This is a genomic window from Rhizobium sp. 01T437, from assembly GCF_056398505.1.
Window position 1 is genome coordinate 39,234 of sequence record NZ_JBFTPM010000009.1, and the last position, 15,922, is coordinate 55,155.

General features: G+C 61.6%; 15 protein-coding genes. 9 read left to right on the forward strand and 6 right to left on the reverse strand.

The features are described 5' to 3' along the window. Nucleotides 1-53 precede the first annotated feature (53 nt). The 3 genes from AC1DM5_RS19650 (at nt 54) to AC1DM5_RS19660 (ending at nt 3,516) form a co-directional block, all read left to right on the forward strand. Entirely contained in the window at nt 54-623 is a 570-nt protein-coding gene (locus AC1DM5_RS19650) for a TetR family transcriptional regulator (protein ID WP_477821700.1), read from the forward strand. 103 nt (nt 624-726) lie between these two features. Then, on the forward strand, nt 727-1,878 hold the full coding sequence (gene ampC / locus AC1DM5_RS19655; RefSeq protein WP_477821741.1) for a class C beta-lactamase: 1,152 nt from the start codon (nt 727-729) through the stop codon (nt 1,876-1,878). Between the two features lie 129 nt (nt 1,879-2,007). Further along, nucleotides 2,008-3,516 (forward strand): mechanosensitive ion channel family protein, encoded by a 1,509-nt coding sequence (locus AC1DM5_RS19660; protein ID WP_477821699.1) that lies wholly within the window; start codon nt 2,008-2,010, stop codon nt 3,514-3,516. Between the two features lie 3 nt (nt 3,517-3,519). Here AC1DM5_RS19660 and AC1DM5_RS19665 read toward each other — a convergent pair whose 3' ends face one another. Next, complete coding sequence (locus tag AC1DM5_RS19665; RefSeq protein ID WP_477821698.1) at nt 3,520-4,014, reverse strand: YcgN family cysteine cluster protein; 495 nt, start codon at nt 4,012-4,014, stop codon at nt 3,520-3,522. Nucleotides 4,015-4,201: 187 nt separating this feature from the next. Between AC1DM5_RS19665 and AC1DM5_RS19670 the strand changes: the two genes are divergently transcribed. The 3 genes from AC1DM5_RS19670 to AC1DM5_RS19680 all read left to right on the forward strand — a co-directional run bounded on the left by AC1DM5_RS19670 (nt 4,202) and on the right by AC1DM5_RS19680 (nt 7,644). After that, nucleotides 4,202-6,385: a transglycosylase domain-containing protein gene (locus tag AC1DM5_RS19670; RefSeq protein WP_477821697.1), complete on the forward strand. Its 2,184-nt coding sequence runs from the start codon at nt 4,202-4,204 to the stop codon at nt 6,383-6,385. A 130-nt stretch (nt 6,386-6,515) separates the two neighbouring features. Beyond that, complete coding sequence (locus AC1DM5_RS19675) at nt 6,516-7,103, forward strand: DUF1214 domain-containing protein (protein WP_477821696.1); 588 nt, start codon at nt 6,516-6,518, stop codon at nt 7,101-7,103. Continuing rightward, entirely contained in the window at nt 7,096-7,644 is a 549-nt protein-coding gene (locus AC1DM5_RS19680; protein ID WP_477821695.1) for a DUF1254 domain-containing protein, read from the forward strand. The genes AC1DM5_RS19675 and AC1DM5_RS19680 overlap by 8 nt, the downstream gene beginning before the upstream one ends. A gap of 15 nt (nt 7,645-7,659) precedes the next feature. On the opposite strand, the gene AC1DM5_RS19685 is transcribed toward AC1DM5_RS19680, so the two are convergent. Continuing rightward, nucleotides 7,660-7,830 carry a hypothetical protein gene (locus AC1DM5_RS19685; RefSeq protein WP_477821694.1) on the reverse strand — a complete coding sequence of 57 codons (171 nt, stop codon included), beginning with the start codon at nt 7,828-7,830 and terminating at the stop codon, nt 7,660-7,662. A gap of 541 nt (nt 7,831-8,371) precedes the next feature. Here AC1DM5_RS19685 and AC1DM5_RS19690 point away from each other — a divergent pair. Continuing rightward, on the forward strand, nt 8,372-8,578 hold the full coding sequence (locus AC1DM5_RS19690; RefSeq protein WP_477821693.1) for a hypothetical protein: 207 nt from the start codon (nt 8,372-8,374) through the stop codon (nt 8,576-8,578). Nucleotides 8,579-8,834: 256 nt separating this feature from the next. Then, nucleotides 8,835-9,887, forward strand: a complete 1,053-nt coding sequence (locus AC1DM5_RS19695; protein ID WP_477821692.1) for a DUF2336 domain-containing protein — start codon at nt 8,835-8,837, stop codon at nt 9,885-9,887. Nucleotides 9,888-10,046: 159 nt separating this feature from the next. Here the strand turns inward: AC1DM5_RS19695 and AC1DM5_RS19700 are convergent, their stop codons facing one another. The 4 genes from AC1DM5_RS19700 to AC1DM5_RS19715 all read right to left on the reverse strand — a co-directional run bounded on the left by AC1DM5_RS19700 (nt 10,047) and on the right by AC1DM5_RS19715 (nt 14,745). Next, nucleotides 10,047-11,633 (reverse strand): ABC-F family ATP-binding cassette domain-containing protein, encoded by a 1,587-nt coding sequence (locus AC1DM5_RS19700; RefSeq protein ID WP_477821691.1) that lies wholly within the window; start codon nt 11,631-11,633, stop codon nt 10,047-10,049. Nucleotides 11,634-11,757: 124 nt separating this feature from the next. After that, a complete protein-coding gene (locus tag AC1DM5_RS19705) occupies nt 11,758-12,096 on the reverse strand; it encodes a DUF1491 family protein (RefSeq protein ID WP_477821690.1) in 339 nt (112 codons plus the stop codon). Between the two features lie 37 nt (nt 12,097-12,133). Continuing rightward, entirely contained in the window at nt 12,134-13,582 is a 1,449-nt protein-coding gene (locus AC1DM5_RS19710) for a methyl-accepting chemotaxis protein (protein WP_477821689.1), read from the reverse strand. 188 nt (nt 13,583-13,770) lie between these two features. Further along, nucleotides 13,771-14,745: an oxidoreductase gene (locus tag AC1DM5_RS19715; RefSeq protein ID WP_477821688.1), complete on the reverse strand. Its 975-nt coding sequence runs from the start codon at nt 14,743-14,745 to the stop codon at nt 13,771-13,773. Between the two features lie 54 nt (nt 14,746-14,799). Between AC1DM5_RS19715 and AC1DM5_RS19720 the strand changes: the two genes are divergently transcribed. Then, entirely contained in the window at nt 14,800-15,867 is a 1,068-nt protein-coding gene (locus tag AC1DM5_RS19720; RefSeq protein ID WP_477821687.1) for an AraC family transcriptional regulator, read from the forward strand. Nucleotides 15,868-15,922 lie beyond the last annotated feature (55 nt).

The following is a 15,922-nucleotide window of genomic DNA, read 5'->3' on the forward strand; positions in this document are numbered from 1 at the left end:
TGTATATAAACGAACGTTCGTTCATAAATATGACGAACGCAAGAGGAAATTTCATGCCGCGTCCGCGCACGCTTTCCGATGAACAGCTGCTTTCGATGGTTCTCGACGTTATCCAGTCCGAGGGGCCGGATGCGGCAACCTTTGCGGCAGTTGCAAAGGCGAGCGGCCTTTCCGGCTCGACGCTGGTGCAGCGCTTCGCCACCAAAGCCGGCATGCTGCGCGCCGCCCTGCTCTACGCCTGGGACCGGCTGGACGCGGAAACGGCGCGGCTTGCCGATACGCTGCCGAAGACCGCGGACGGAGCGATCGCGCTGCTGACCGGCCTCTCCCAGGACTATGGCGATAATCCCGCCTCCTATGCGGAAGGCCTGCTTCTGCTGCGCGAGGATTTCCGCGATCCGGTGCTGCGCGCCCGTGGCGCGGCCTGGGGTGCTGCCCTGACGGCAGCGATGGCCGAGCGTTTCGGGGGACAGCGGCAAGCGCAGACCATTGCCCGGCTGATGCTCTCGCAATGGCAGGGATCGCTGCTCTGGTGGGGCTTCTTGTCCGAGGGAGCTGTGGCCGACTACGTCGAGCGGGAACTGCGGCTCTTTCTCGCCGCCCTCGAGCCCAAAATAAACTAGGGTCTCCTGCGAGTTCTTATCGTTTGTGGAGGGACAAAGGGCCACGCTATCGACCGTGTGTCGGCCATATTGCCGGATGCACAGAGAGGAACCGCTAGTGAATATGAGACACTGCCTCATCGCTCTCGCCTTGTCGGCGAGCCCGCTCCATGCAGCAGACATGACGGATAAAGCGTTCCAGGAAATAGTCGATCGCGTTTTTCAGCCGGTGATTAGGGAATACGACATCCCGGGACTGGCCGTCGGCGTGACGATCAACGGCTCGGAATTCTATTACACCTATGGTGAAGCCTCGCGCGAGACGAAAGCACCCGTCACCAGCGACACGATCTTCGAGCTCGGCTCCGTCAGCAAAATTTTTAATGTCACGCTTGCCGCACTTGCCGAACAGCGCGGCCTGTTGTCGATGGACCAGCCGGTTTCGACCTACCTGCCGGAGCTCAAGGGCGGCGCCTTCGACAAGATCACCCTCGTCAATCTCGCCACCCATACGTCAGGCGGCCTGCCGCTGCAGGTGCCGGATAGCGTGAATGACGATGCCGGGCTGATGACCTATCTGAAAAGCTGGAAGCCGGCCTATAAGGCACGCACCATGCGCTCCTATTCCAATGTCAGCATCGGCCTTCTCGGGCGGATCTCCGGTGAGCGTTTTGGCGGCACTTACAGGCAGGCGGCCGAAGGCAAGCTGTTTCCCGCCCTCGGTCTCAAGAGCACCTTCATCGCGGTTCCGCTTGATGTCATGGATCGCTACGCTTTCGGTTATTCCAAGGCCAATAAGCCGGTCCGCGTCGGACCCGGCGTCCTTGACGACGAGGCCTATGGCATCAAGACCACGGCCCGCGACATGGTGCATCTGCTGGAACTCAATTTGAAGCCGAGTGCTCTGGCACCCGAATTCAAGGCCGCGATCGAGAAGACGCATATGGGCTATTTCGATACGGCCTATTACACGCAGGACATGGTCTGGGAACAATATGCCTGGCCCGTGGCGCTCAAGAAGCTCCTCGACGGCAACTCGGCCAAGATGAGCCTGGAAAGCCAGCCGGTCAAACAGCGGGCGAAGCCGCTTGCGCCGCAAAGCGCAGTGCTGATGAACAAGACCGGGTCGACGAACGGTTTCGGCGCCTATGTCGTGCTGGTGCCGAAGGTGCATATCGGCCTGACGGTGCTGGCGAACCGGAACTATCCGAACACGGTCCGCGCCGAAGCGGGGCAGAAGCTCGTCCAGGCGCTGGAAGCTTACGCGGCGAAATAGCCCAAATGGCCGGTCGGGCAAAATCCCGGCCGGTATTATCAACGGTCACGACACCCTATCCATTCGTGTCAGAGGACAGGACTTCTTCTTCCGTGATATAGGGTCCAACGCCCAATCAGGATGTACTGCATGTCATGGCAGATGCTGGAAGATCCGCTGTATCAGTTTATTGTTCTCGTTCTGGCCAGTGCCGCGGCGCGGTTCATTTTCGGACGGGAACCTGCCTTCCGGCTGATCGCCAACTTCATCTTCTTCGCGCTGCTGACCTTGCTGCTCGTGAAGCACGAGATTGCCCCCTATACGTCCGATATGGGCAAGGCCGACGATCTCTTCCGGCGCATCTTCGTCGGGGTCGCCAAGGCCGTCTGGTGGATCGGCGGCGCGATGGTGCTGGCGAGTTCGGTGCGGCTCTTCCTGATCTTCGAGCGCAAGCCGCGCGAGGCACGGCTGCTGCAGGACCTCGTCGTCGGCATCATCTATCTCGGCGCCGGGCTTTCGGTCGTGGCTTATGTCTTCGGCGCGCCGATCGGCACGCTGATTGCTACATCGGGTGTCTTCGCCATCGTGCTCGGTCTTGCGCTGCAGAGCACACTGAATGACGTATTCTCGGGCATCGCACTCAATCTCGGCCGGCACTATAGCGTCGGCGACTGGATCGTCCTCGACGATGGCGTGCAGGGCCGCGTGGTGGAGACGAACTGGCGTTCAACCCATCTTCTGAACGGCACCAACGACCTCGTCATCGTTCCCAACAGCGCGCTCGCCAAGGCGCGGCTGACGAACCTGACGAGCCCTGAAGAAGCCCATGGCGTCTCGCTGAAGATCCGGGTTGTTCCCTCGATCCCACCGGCGACCATCGAAGAGACGATGCGCACGGTACTTTTGAGCAGCAACGCCATCCTGAAATCCCCTACCCCTGTTGTCAGCGTCACGGGGCTCGACAGCAATGCCATCGAGTTTGAGCTCTCTTTCCGTGTCTCCGGACTGGGCGAAGCGACCGCTGCACGGAACGAAGTCTACGATCTCGTCTATCGTCACACCAAGGCGTCAGGCCTGCAGCTTGCGCCACCTGCCGGATCGACGCTTCCCCCGGTTGCCGATCCGCTGGAAGCGGCCGGAAAGCACCCGAATTCGGCCTGGCGGCTGCTGAACGCCATCCCGCTCTTCTCAACACTGACGGAAGACGAAAAGGAGTCGCTCGCGGCCGACATGAAACGGCTGAACTTCCGCAAGGATGCGCTGATCGCGACGCAGGATACCTCGCTGACCTCCCTGATAGTCGTGCGGCGCGGCGTTGCCGTCGTGGAACGGATCGAGGGCAACGAGATCATCGAACTCGCCAGAATTGCGCCCGGCGATCTGTTCGGAGAACGCGGCGTGCTGATGGGTGCACTCGAGCCGGCCAATATCCGCGCGCTCACATCCGTCATCGTCTATGAAATCGCCAAGGACCATCTCGCCGCGATCATGCAGGAGCGGCCGGCGCTTGCCGAAGAGCTGGGACTGCTGCTGTCGCGCCGGATCGAATCCGAGAAACATCACTTCAGCGCCGGCGTATCGGCTGAAGGCAGCCATCCGACGACGCTGACGACGCGCATCCGGCATCTGTTCCAGATTCCCCATAGCACATGGTCGTAGCGGTCAGCCGGCCTTTTCCTCGGCTTCCCGGGTTTTTTCGGCGTCCTCTCCAACCGTCAGCGGCCAGTCGACGACATAGTCCTCGAAATCATCGACATCGACGTCGTTTTCGCTGATGGTGCGGCCGCGGGCCGAGATGCCGGCAGCGTGGACGGTTTCCGGATCCCCTGATACCAGCGGGTGCCACCAGTAGAGATCACGGCCCTCATTGACGAGGCGATAGCCGCAGGTCGGCGGCAGCCATGCGATCTCGGAGACGTTCTCCTTGGTGAGCTGAACGCAATCAGGCACGAAATCCCAACGGTTCGGATAGCTGGAACATTGACAGCTCTCGCTGTCGAGCAGCTTGCAGCGGACCGAGGTGAAATAGACGTCGCCGCTATCCCATTCCTCGATCTTGTTGAGGCAACAGAGGCCGCAGCCGTCGCAGAGGCTTTCCCACTCCTCGGCATTCATTTCGGCAAGCGTCTTGCGCTTCCAGAAGGGCAGATCGTTCATCGTTCGTTTCTTGCAACAGCCGCCCGCAAATTCGCGTGACGACCGTTCAACTCTCTTGTTCTTGTGCGCAAAATCAACCAATCATTCAACATGCTCCGGCTATCCGGAGAGTTGCGGCCCCTTTCAGGCCCCGCTCCTGCGTCCGGGTTTCACGGCCGCCGAGCGTGCTCAGGCGGGAATATAGGACGTGCAGGATCCGGACAACCCAGATAATGGGCCAGACGAGCCCGAAAACGGGCAAGGCAAGAAGCCTCAGAAGCAGCAGTCGAAAAACCGACACCTGTTGCTGCGTATCGATTCATGGATCGACTCGACCGTTTGGAATGCCGGCTTCCGCGCTGCCGAAATCTGGGAAGACACCACCATTTTCTTCCGCCGCTTCCGCGTTCGCGGCTGGAAACGTGCGGTGTTCGAACTCGCCGGCGAAGGGCTGACACTCGGGGCCGTCGGCTTCGTGCTGATGCTGGCGCTCGCGCAGCCGGCTTTCGAGGCCACCAAGGAAGACTGGCGCAACCGCGGCGATTTCGCGATCACCTTCCTCGACCGCTATGGCAACGTCATCGGCCATCGCGGCGTGATCCATCAGAATTCCGTGCCGATCGACGAATTGCCGGATTCGCTGATCAAGTCCGTCATCGCGACCGAAGACCGCCGCTTCTTCGATCATTTCGGTATTGACGTCATCGGCCTCTTCCGCGCCATGGTCACCAATGCCCAGGCCGGCGAAGTCGTGCAGGGTGGCTCGACACTGACGCAGCAGCTCGCCAAGAACCTTTTCCTCTCCAACGAGCGCTCGATCGACCGCAAGATTACCGAGGCTTTCCTGGCATTCTGGCTGGAAGCCAACCTTTCCAAGAAAGAGATCCTCGCCACGTATCTGGACCGCGCCTATATGGGCGGCGGCACATTTGGTGCGGCGGCTGCAGCGCAATTCTATTTCGGCAAGAGCATCACCGACGTGAACCTTGCCGAATCCGCGATGCTCGCCGGCCTCTTCAAGGCACCGGCAAAATATGCTCCGCACGTCAACCTGCCGGCAGCGCGCGGCCGCGCCAACGAGGTGCTGACCAATCTGGTTCAGAGCGGACTGATGACCGAGGGGCAGGTGATCGCCGCGCGGCGCAATCCCGCCACCGTCGTCGACCGCAACGAGGTGGAATCGCCGGACTTCTTCCTCGACTGGGCTTTCGACGAGGTGCAGCGCCTTTCGCCGCGCTTCCACCAGCGCTCGCTGATCGTGCGCACCACGATCGACATGGGCATCCAGCAGGCGGCGGACGATTCCATCGAGACATCGCTGCGCGAATATGGCGAAGCCTATCACGCCAAGCAGGGCGCGATGGTGATGATCGAGAATGGCGGGGCCGTGCGCGCCATGGTCGGCGGACGCGATTATGGCGAGAGCCAGTTCAACCGCGCCACTAAGGCGCTGCGCCAGCCGGGCTCCTCCTTCAAGGTCTATACCTATTCGGTGGCCATGGAGAGCGGGATGACGCCGAAGACGACGATCATCGACGCGCCCATCTCCTGGGGCAACTGGAGCCCGCACAATTACGCAAACCATTATGCGGGCCGCATCACGCTGGAAACCGCGGTCGCCCAGTCGATCAATACCATTCCGGTGCGCCTGGCCAAGGAAAAGCTCGGCATCCAGCCGATCCGTGCCATGGCCAAAGCCATGGGCGTCGAAACGCCGATCCGCGACGACGTGACGATCCCGATCGGCACGTCCGAGGTGACGGTGCTTGATCAGGCAACGGCCTATGCGGTGTTCCCGACCGGCGGCTACCAGTCCCGCCGCCATGGCATCACGCAGGTTCTCGATTATGACGGCGATGTCCTCTACGATTTCGATCGTGACGAACCGCCCGCCCAACGGGTGCTTTCCGAACAGGCGGACAGCTACATGAACCAGATGCTGTCGCGGGTGCCCTATGTGGGTACGGCGCGCAAGGCGGCGCTGGACAACGGCGTCGTCACCGCTGGCAAGACGGGCACGACGCAGGCCTATCGCGATGCCTGGTTCGTGGGCTTTACCGGCAACTACACCTGCGCCGTCTGGTTCGGGAACGACGACTACACGTCGACCAACAACATGACCGGCGGCTCGCTGCCCGCCATGACCTTCAAGCGCGCCATGGACTATGCCCATCAGGGTGTCGCGCTGCGCCCCATCCCCGGCATCGAAAACCCGCTGCCGTCCGAAAAGGATGTCGCCAAGGCCCAGGCCAGCAAGCCGAAGGACGGCGCACCGACCCTCATTCGCCCGCGCATGCTCTCAGTGCAATCGACAAACATTCTCAAGGGCATCGGCGAGAAGCTGAAGGATGCTGCACCGCTCGAAGTACAGAAGGTCGCGAGCGCGGAGTGATGCTTCCGCTGTTTTAGTCAAACCGACATATCTGGTTTGCCAAGACTGGGGGACACATCGCCTCATGGCATTCCACCCTGCCAGAATCAGTGGTAACCCTTTCAACTGATTTGATCTTCAAGGGCGCAAGGTGTTTCGGTTTCCCCTTTTCATCCTGATCACGCTGATCGTCGCCTTCGGCGGCGGCATCATGATTTCGCTTTATGCGCTGGATGCAACGCAGGGATTCGGGGCGATCAAGCTCGGGGCCTGGGAGGCCTTTCCGGAACTCCAGACCGTCGACGCGGACCCCTACGCAAAGTCGCATCGTGCGCGCGCAGGTAAGCTGCTCTATGGCAGTGCCGAAGGCCTGACCTTTACAGCAAGCGTCGACGATAGCGGCGAGCGGCTCAATGCCGCCTGCCACTACCGCATCATCGGCCAGACGCCGCCGGCGCGGCTGTGGACGCTGTTTACCGCCGACAATGCCGGCAATCCCGCCTCGTTGCAGGCGACCCTGCCGGCAGCGCTGAATTCATGGACGGTGCTGCGACAGCCCGATAGCAGCTTCACCATCGACATTGCCGCACGCGCTAAGCCCGGCAACTGGCTGGCGCTGCCGCAGGCCGGCACATTCCGGCTGGTGCTGACCCTGTTCGATACGCCGACTGCCGGCAGCTCTGGCGTGATCGACCTTTCGATGCCGAAGCTGACCAAGATCGGATGTGGCAATGCTTAGGGTGTTCTTCGCCCTCCTCACCGGGCTTTTCGGCGCAGCACTTCTGCACCTCGTCATCATTCTCGCTCTGCCGCACTTCACCGGCCGCGATGCGGCGACGCGCGTGGAGGCGGAGGGCGATCCGAACAGTTTCTATCTGCTTACCGGCCGCTATGACGAGGCAGGGCTCGCCAATGGCGATCCCTTCGTGCGCACCGCCGTCTGCTCCTTCGATGTGAGCGAGGTTCCGGTGCATTTCACCGCCAAGGGCAATGTGCCCTTCTGGTCGATCGCGATCTATGACAGCGCCTCGAACGAGGTCTTCAGCATGAACGACCGCACCTCCGTTGGCGGCGCGCTCGACGTTGTTGCGGCAAGCCCGATCCAATTGACGGACCTCCGCAAGAACCTGCCGCAGGAACTGCAGCAGACGATCATGGTGGAGATGGCACATCCTGAGGGATATGCAGTGCTGCGCACGCTGGCGCCGCAGGCAAGCTTCGACGAAGCCGCGCGAGCTTTCCTGACGGAAGCGGCCTGCGATGAACTCGAAGCCCGCTAGGGTTGTTTTCGTGAGTTACTTGTTGTTGACGCGCGGCGCAGAATGCGCCGGATTTTTCTTCGGGGTTTCGACGATCCGTTCATAACGGACGCCGGTGAACCAGAGGATTTTTGCTTCGCGGGGCTCTTTACCCGTGTGGCGCGGCTCCTCACGCAGCCGGTCCGCCAATGCGACTACAATTGCCATTCTCGTCTCCATGCACTGCCCGAGACGGATGAACTTGCGATGGATTTCACCCTGCCCGCCATGCTGCGGGCCAGCGCGTCCTCAAGCGCCGGATGAACCGGACCGAGGGCATTCGCGCCTTTCTCACGGCACCTGACCGAAATACCGTGATGTTGCGGAGCTTCCACGATCCATATTCCCAAATCGCGTCGTTCCTGTCCGAATTGAGACACACGACCGTTAACAGATTACTAATATTCAGCCACTGCTTTGGGCAGTCTGCTCGGCACTGAGATAACGCGCAGAATGGTTGTTTGGTTTCAGTCGCGGAAAAGAAAAGACAGGCCGGAAGCCGCCGGATAAAATTGGAAACAATTCACATAGTTAACAGCTCTTCCCCGTTGAAGAGGCAGATGCGCTGCGGGTGTTGCAAATATGCGTCACAAAAATATTAATTGCTGCAAGGGTAGATGGGTGTATTCTCACCCCATCGGCCAAAAGTTTAAGGCGTTGGCCGCCTGGGAGATTATACGTGCTCTTGCTGCCATACGGAGAGCAACCCATGCCCCTTTTATATAGCGCCCCATTCACATCAGAAGATCTGGATATATTGCGTAGCGCGCTGGATGCGTGGTGCGCGGAAAAGCAGATCGACATCAGAAGCGTCGAAGCGCAGTTTGCCACTTCGACCGCGCTCGACCTTTACCAGTCGGGCCATGACGATCACGATAAACTGCTGTCGGCACTCAGAGGCCACAAGGGCCTCTAGATTATTTGCCGGCTATTTATCCACATTTTTAAAAACTGGAAATCGCCCCGCTTCCGGGGCGTTTGATTTTATTTTGCCGGCTCATCAATCCACGACACGCGAAACGTGTATATTTCTGTTGCATTTTAATAGAATCTTCAGCATCCATTAACCGTGCCGGTGTAGGATTTGTTCATAACCGTATGTCTGACATGCGTCCCGCCAGCGCTTGTCGGCCCACGGTCTCCCGCTTGTTCTGCGTTTTCGGGGTGTTCTTGTGCGTGACCGGTTTCGAGACCTAGAGGGCCCCATGGCCATCAGGAAGAAGGACGTGGTGTTAATGGCGACTGTCAGCAGTTTCGAGAACCTGTCACATCCGACACGCTCCGAACTGCGCCAGTTTGCCGAACTTTTCATGCCGCTTTTCCAGGCCTCCTCCGAAGAGGCAAGGCGCCAGGCCGTAGCAGCTCTTTCCCAATGCGAGAACATGCCGGCTGCAGTTGCACTGTTCATCGGCAACCAGCCGATCGAAGTCGCCGCTCCTTTCCTCGCTGCCTCCAAGGCAATCAGCGACGATACGTTGATCACCATTGCCCGCACCCATGGTGCTGCGCATGTGAAGGCGATCGTCAGCCGGGATTCCCTGTCGCCGAAGGTCATCGATGCGCTGGTAGCGCTGCGCCAGGCCGAGCCGCGCCCATCCTCCGCCGCACCGGCCGAGCAGCCGGCCATGCCGCTTTCGCCGATGCCTGCTGCACCCGAATTGGACCACGAGGAAGCACAACGCATTGCCAATGAAGAGGCGCTGCGCGAGCGCATCCGCGGCCTTGCCGGCCATCTCGGCCGCAATGATGAGGACCGGCTCGGCCTTCGCTCGCTGTCCGACATTCAGGAGGCGCTGCTGGTGCGCTTTGCCCGCTCGCGGGAAGCCACGCATTTCGCCACCGCACTTGCCGATGCGCTGTCTGCCAGCCGCTGGCTTGCCGAGCGCATCATGCTCGACCTCTCCGGCCAGCAGCTCGCCACGACGCTGACGAGCCTCGGCATGGGCTTTCTCGATTCCGTCTTCGTGCTGGAAAAGCTCTATCCGCATCTTGCAGAAGTGCAGCACAATGTCAGCCGCGCCTTCCTTGTTCTCGATGCGTTGGACCCGGAAGAATGCCATGCCCGTGTCGAAGCATGGCGCCGCGCCGACAGCTACACCTACAATCCGCAAAGCCCGGCTGCAGCCCAGCCGGCACCCGCAGCACAGCCACAGGCCGCGCCGGCCTATCGCTTCATCCGGCAGGCGCCGGTGCGCGATCTCAAAAGCGTCAACCGGGCGCGCTAACTGTCAAACAATCGCGTCGGCCGCGCTGCGGCGCGACACGATATTATGCGCTTGAAGGCATTCCTGAAGGCGCTCTTCGCGCTTTTCGCTGACCGACTCAGAGCTGCCGAGCGGCTCTGGTCGCTCAGCGAAAAGCTGCTCGGCATCTCCTTCGCGTAACTATCTAGCAGGCAATTCCAGCCGGCGCGTGATACCGACCATCTCCAGGAACACCTCGTCATGGCTGACGATCAGCAGCGCACCGTCATAAGCCCGGAGACCCGCTTCGACGGCGGCGATGGAATCGATGTCGAGATGGTTGGTCGGTTCATCGAGGATCAGCAGCGCCGGCGGCGTCGCGCCGCCGAGGACGCAGGCAAGGCCAGCGCGCAGAAGCTGACCGCCAGACAAAGTCGAGACGATCTGCAGCGCCGCGTCCGCCCGGAACATGAAGCGGGCGAGTGCTGCGCGGCAGGCATTCTCATCCGATTGCGGGTTCAGCCGCCGGAAATTGTCGCGGATCGAGGTCGCGGGGTCGAGCAGGCTGACGCGCTGGTCGAGCATCGAGACGGAGGTCAGCACACGGACCGTTCCTTCCCACGGCTGCAGATCGCCTGAAATCAGCGCAAGCAACGTCGTCTTGCCCGAGCCGTTCGGGCCGGTAACGGCGATACGTTCGGGGCCGGTGATATCGAAAGACAGCTTGCGGATGATGGGTTCGTCCGTCTCGTAACCGGCCGTGACGGCGTCGACCTTCAGCACCGATCTGCTTGGCGGCAGGCAGGTCGAGGGCAGCTTGACGGAGAGCGGCTGCAATATCTCGATGCGCTTGCGCGCCTCCTCGGCGTCCTCGAGCGCCTGTGTGTGACGCCGTTCGGCGAGGCGGGCATTCTCGCCGCTGGTATTCTCCGCCTGCCGCTTCAGGCCGCCGGCAACGATACGCGGCATGTCGCCCTTGGCCGCTTTCTTCTTGCCGGCGCTGTCCTTGCGGGCCTTGCGTTCAGCCGTTTCCTGCGCGCTGCGGGCGACCTCCGCCACACGTTTCCTGGCGTCCGCCAGATCGTGCTCGGCGGCGGCGAGTTCCAGCGCCTTGCGGGCGCGGTAATCGCTCCAGTTTCCGCCGTAGCGGGTGGCGCCCAAAGTCGTCAGCTCGACAATGGCGTCCATCGTCTCCAGCAGTTCGCGGTCATGGCTGACGACCAAAGCACCGTGGCGCCAGCCGCCGAGAAGCGAGATCACCGCTCCGCGCCCATCCCGGTCCAGATTGTTGGTCGGCTCGTCGAGGATGAGGAAATCCGGATCTTCGAAGATCAGGGCGGCGAATGCTGCACGGGTGCGCTGGCCGCCGGAGAGCGCTGTCAGCAGCGTCTGCGGCCCGGCGGCGAGGCCGGCACGTTCCAGTGCGGCTTCCATGCGGGCTTCGAGCGTCCAGTCGGCAACGGCAAGCTCGTCAGCGCTCGCTTCGCCACTTTCGGCGCGGTGGAGAATGGCAAGCGCCTGCGCCGCACCGAAGAGATCGGCGACCGTTTCATCCGGCCCGACCTGCACACTCTGGCGCAGTATGCCTATGGTGCCGGATACGGCGACAGAGCCGGTCTGCGGCTGCAACTCGTCGGCGACCAGCTTCAGAAGCGTGGTCTTGCCGACACCGTTGCGACCGACGAGGCCGGTGCGCTCAGCATTGAAGCTCAGATCGATATTGGAGAAAAGCGGCCGGCCATCAGGCGTGGACCACGAAAGATTGGAAAGTGTAATGGATGCAGGCATGGAAATCCCCGATGGCAAGGCGAATTGGCATTGCGATCAGGTTGGAATCCATTTTGCACCGTCCTGTTGGTATTGCGGATGGCGGTAAACTAGGCGGGAATTGGCGTAAATTCAAGGCAGGCCGTCAGCCGGCCATCGAGATGAGTTCCGAGACCTTGTCTGTCTCCAGCTCGACAATCCAGAGATCGGGGTCGAACTTGCGCTCGCGGTCCAGCATCTCCCGCACCTTGTCCGGCTCGGCGCGCTCCAGCCTGACTTCGAACAGGCGATCACCGCTGCTCTCCTCGTCGAAGAAGCTTTGCGGGGCAGGCGCATAAAGGGTTTCGAGGCCGTCTCGGAAGCGCTGGCGGATGAAGATGGCACCGGCTTCCTCCGCACCCTTCTTCTCCACGGCAGCAAAATCGCCCGCTGAGAAAACCCTGCGGACGAGAGCGGAAACGTAGATATCGGCGCGGAGTCTCATGGGCGCGGTATAGACCGTGCGGCAGGTGGCGGCAACGCTATACCTTGACCGCCAGCCGCAGCCCGCCCCAATGCCGGCCGCGGACGGTGATCGGGGCGGAAATATCCTTCATCATGACGAAATTGCCGCCGCCCATGTCCCGCCGGTAGGTCTGGACGAGGAAGGGCGCAGTGCTCCTGCCGGCGGCAAGGCCGACGCGATCGTTGAAGATGCGGCGATTGCGGCAGTTCGCAGTATTCCAGACGATATCGCCTGGCCGCTGCAGCTCAGAGAACTTGCGGTTATGGGTCGGCAGGTAGCCATTTTCATCGATGGCGGCGCAGAAGGCGATGCGCTGGTCGGAGCCGGCCACCGGCTCCTGAATCGACGGCAGCAGACGGTCGGTGAGATCGGTGAAGGGGGCCATCATCTGCACCGGATCGGTGCCTGATATCGGCTGGTACTGGCGGTTGAACAGGCCCTCCATGCCGATTGCGCCTTCGGCAACGGCACACTCCAGAGCATACGATATCCGGCCAGCGACGGATTGTGCCTGTTCGATCCAGTGGCGGTCGGCGGTTTCCACGCCGGCGCTCGCGGTCAGCTGGATCAGCGTTTCCGATAGACCGACGACGCTGTCGACGCGTTTTGCCGCCTGCTGCAGGCGGCCGTTGGAATCCAGCACCTCGGCGGACATTTCGCCGAGCTTGGCAACGAAGCCGGCGCAATCGCGGTCCACGGCCTCGGTCGTATTGGCCATGACGGCGGATGAATCGAGGATGCGGGTGATGACATGCTCCATGCTTTCGAAGGCGCCGCGCATTGCCTCGGACTTTTCGCTGACGCCAGCAGCACTCTTGCGCGCGCCGCCGCCGACAGTCGAGAGACGATCGATCTTGACGCCAAGCTGCTCCAGCGTTTCCTGAATGGAGCCCGTCGCCTTGGAAGTCTGCAGCGACAAAGCGCGGATCTCAGAGGCGACGACGGCAAAGCCCTTGCCCGCCTCGCCGGCGCGGGCGGCCTCGATCGCTGCATTGAGCGCCAGAAGATTGGTCTGGCGGGCGATGGTGCTGATTTCGGCCGCCACCTTGTCGACGTCGCTCAGTGAGCGGGAGAAGCCGGAGATTTCCGTGCTGATCTCTTCCGATGACTGAACCATATGGCGGATTTCCTCGACCGAACCGGACAGACAGTCGGCCGATTCCTTCAGCATGCGGCGCGCTTGTGTGGCGGTACTGTCCGTCTCACGCAGCGAAACGGCGACGGAACGGTTGGTCTCGGCGATCGAAAGGGCTGTGCGGGTGACGTCGTCGAAGGCGGCGGCATGGCGGGCGGACATCGCCGCCATGTCCTGGATGGCGCCGGCTATATCGACGAGGTCGACACCGAGCGTGGAGGCCTCTTCCGCAAGGCGCGAGAGGATATGGCGCAGAGCGTCGCGATCCGGTCCATCCGGTCCATGGGCCGGACTTGCGGCATGCTCCTCCACTGCCTTCAACGCCTGCATGATCGAGCTCCCCCAAGCTACATTAGAGAACCTTCAAGCAACATGGTTAACAATTGTCTAAGAATATCGGGCTTAGACTTAGGTCTTAGGGCCTATGCTTTTCCGTTATTCTGGGTCTGTCCCCAGCATCTGCTGGCAGCAGATCCTCGGCACAAGGCCGAGGATGGCGTCAAGTGCGGGCTCCGTCTTCAGCTCTGCGTCAGTCCCGTCAATCTTTCGCTCATCTGCCACAAACGCTCGGCGAGCTCCGGATCGGTCGCCCAGGGCCGCACCCCGAGCAACTCCTCGGAGTCACCAGGCACGGCCTTGGCGATATCGCAGTTCTCACAATAGACGCCGCCCATGCCTTCCAGCTCATCGCTGACGGCGCACCAGATGGTGGTTGCCGCACCCTGGGCGATGGTCTTCTTGTTGTTCTCGGGGTCGATGACCGGATTACCATCGGCATCCATATAACCGCTCGCCAGAAGATATTCGCGCGACTGATGGCGGATGAGATCGGTCGTGACGATGCCGCCCGGATGCAGCGAGAAGGCGCGCACGCCCTCTCTTGCGCCCAAAGCATCCAGCGAGACGGCAAAAAGTGCATTCGCCGTCTTCGACTGGCCGTAGGCGACATAGGGCTGGTATTCGCGTTTCTCGAACATCGGATCGTCGAAATCGATGCCGGCGCGGATATGGCCGCGAGAGGAGACGGCAACGACGCGGGCGCCTTCCGCCTTCACCAGCGCCGGCCAGAGGCGGGCGGCGAGCTGGAAGTGGCCGAGGTGATTGGTGGAGAACTGCGATTCGTAACCGCGGCTGTCGCGCGTCAGCGGGTTGGCCATGACGGCGGCATTGTTGATGAGGTAATGCAGCGGTTCGCCATTCTCCAGGAAGCGGTCGGCGAAGTCATCGATCGTGTCAGGATCCATCAGATCCATGTAGTCGAGCTTCAGACCGGGAACGACTTCAGCTGCGGCCCTCGCCTTCTCGATATTGCGGGCGGGAACGATGACCTTGGCGCCGGCGGCGGCCAGTACGCGGGCAGTTTCGAGGCCGAGGCCGGCATAACCGCCGGTGACGATCGCCACCTTGCCGGTGAGATCATGGCCGGCAATCACCTCTTCCGCCGTGGAAGCGGCGCCGAAGGTGGAGCCTACAGGAGCTTGGGGAGTGGACATAGGATGTCTCCTTTCTAGTCGGAGAACATCTATGTCTGGCGGGCGGGATTCTGAATGCTTGTAAATCCCGATTTCTTGCGCCATCGTACAAAGATGACCAGTGATCCCCTCTCCGAAATGCTCAGCCTACTCGATGCCCGCTGCCTGATGGCCGGCGGGCTGATTGCCGGCGGCGCCTGGGCGCTTGCCTTTCCGCAGCCGAACCGCATCAAGATCAGCGCGGTGGCCAAAGGCCGCTGCTGGCTGGTGCTCGACAATGGCAGCGAGCCGATCCTGCTCGAAGCCGGCGACGTCGTGCTGCTCAATGGCAAGCATTCCTTCGTGCTGGCAACCGATCTTGCGGTGACGCCGGCCGATGCCGTCACAACCTTCAAGGAGAAGAAGGTCAATGGCATGGCGCGGCATGGCATGGGCGAGGATTTCCTCTATATCGGCGGGCATATCGCGCTTGGACCGACCGGCACGGCATTGCTGCTCGACGTGCTGCCGCCGGTCATCCATGTGCGGGCGACCCTTGCTGAGGCCGGCGTGCTGCGCTGGCTGCTGGATCAGCTGGTGCGGGAAATGGCGGCGGGCAGACCGGGCGCAATGCTTGCCTCCACCCAGCTTTCGCAGCTCATCTTCGTACAGGTGCTGCGCGCCCATATCATGACATCGGAGCCGCTGACGGTCGGTTGGCTGCGCGCCTTCGGCGACGAGAAAATCGCGCCGGCGCTGCGACTGATGCATTCGGACCCGGCCCATGACTGGCAGCTTGGAGAGCTCGCGAAATCGGCCGGCATGTCGCGCACCAGCTTCGCGCTGCGCTTCAAGACGGTCGCGGGCGTCGCTCCGCTCACCTATCTCACCGCCTGGCGCATGCGCCTTGCAGAACGGGCGCTGCGCGAGGGCTCGATGCCCGTCTCCTCGCTCGCTCTTTCACTCGGCTATACATCGGAAAGCGCCTTCAGCAATGCGTTCAAGCGCGTAACCGGCATTGCGCCGAAGCGCTATCGGACCTCGGCTGCCATCAATATCGGCCCGATCGAGGAAGTAGTGGATGTGGAAGGACGGGTGCCGACGGTGGACTACCGGCTCCTGCGGCTGGCGAACCAGCCATCGTCCCTTGCGCGCCAGGTTTGACGACTGGGTTGTCGCCATCAGCAGCCAGTTTTGGTTCGTCTTTTTTCCGGAAGCA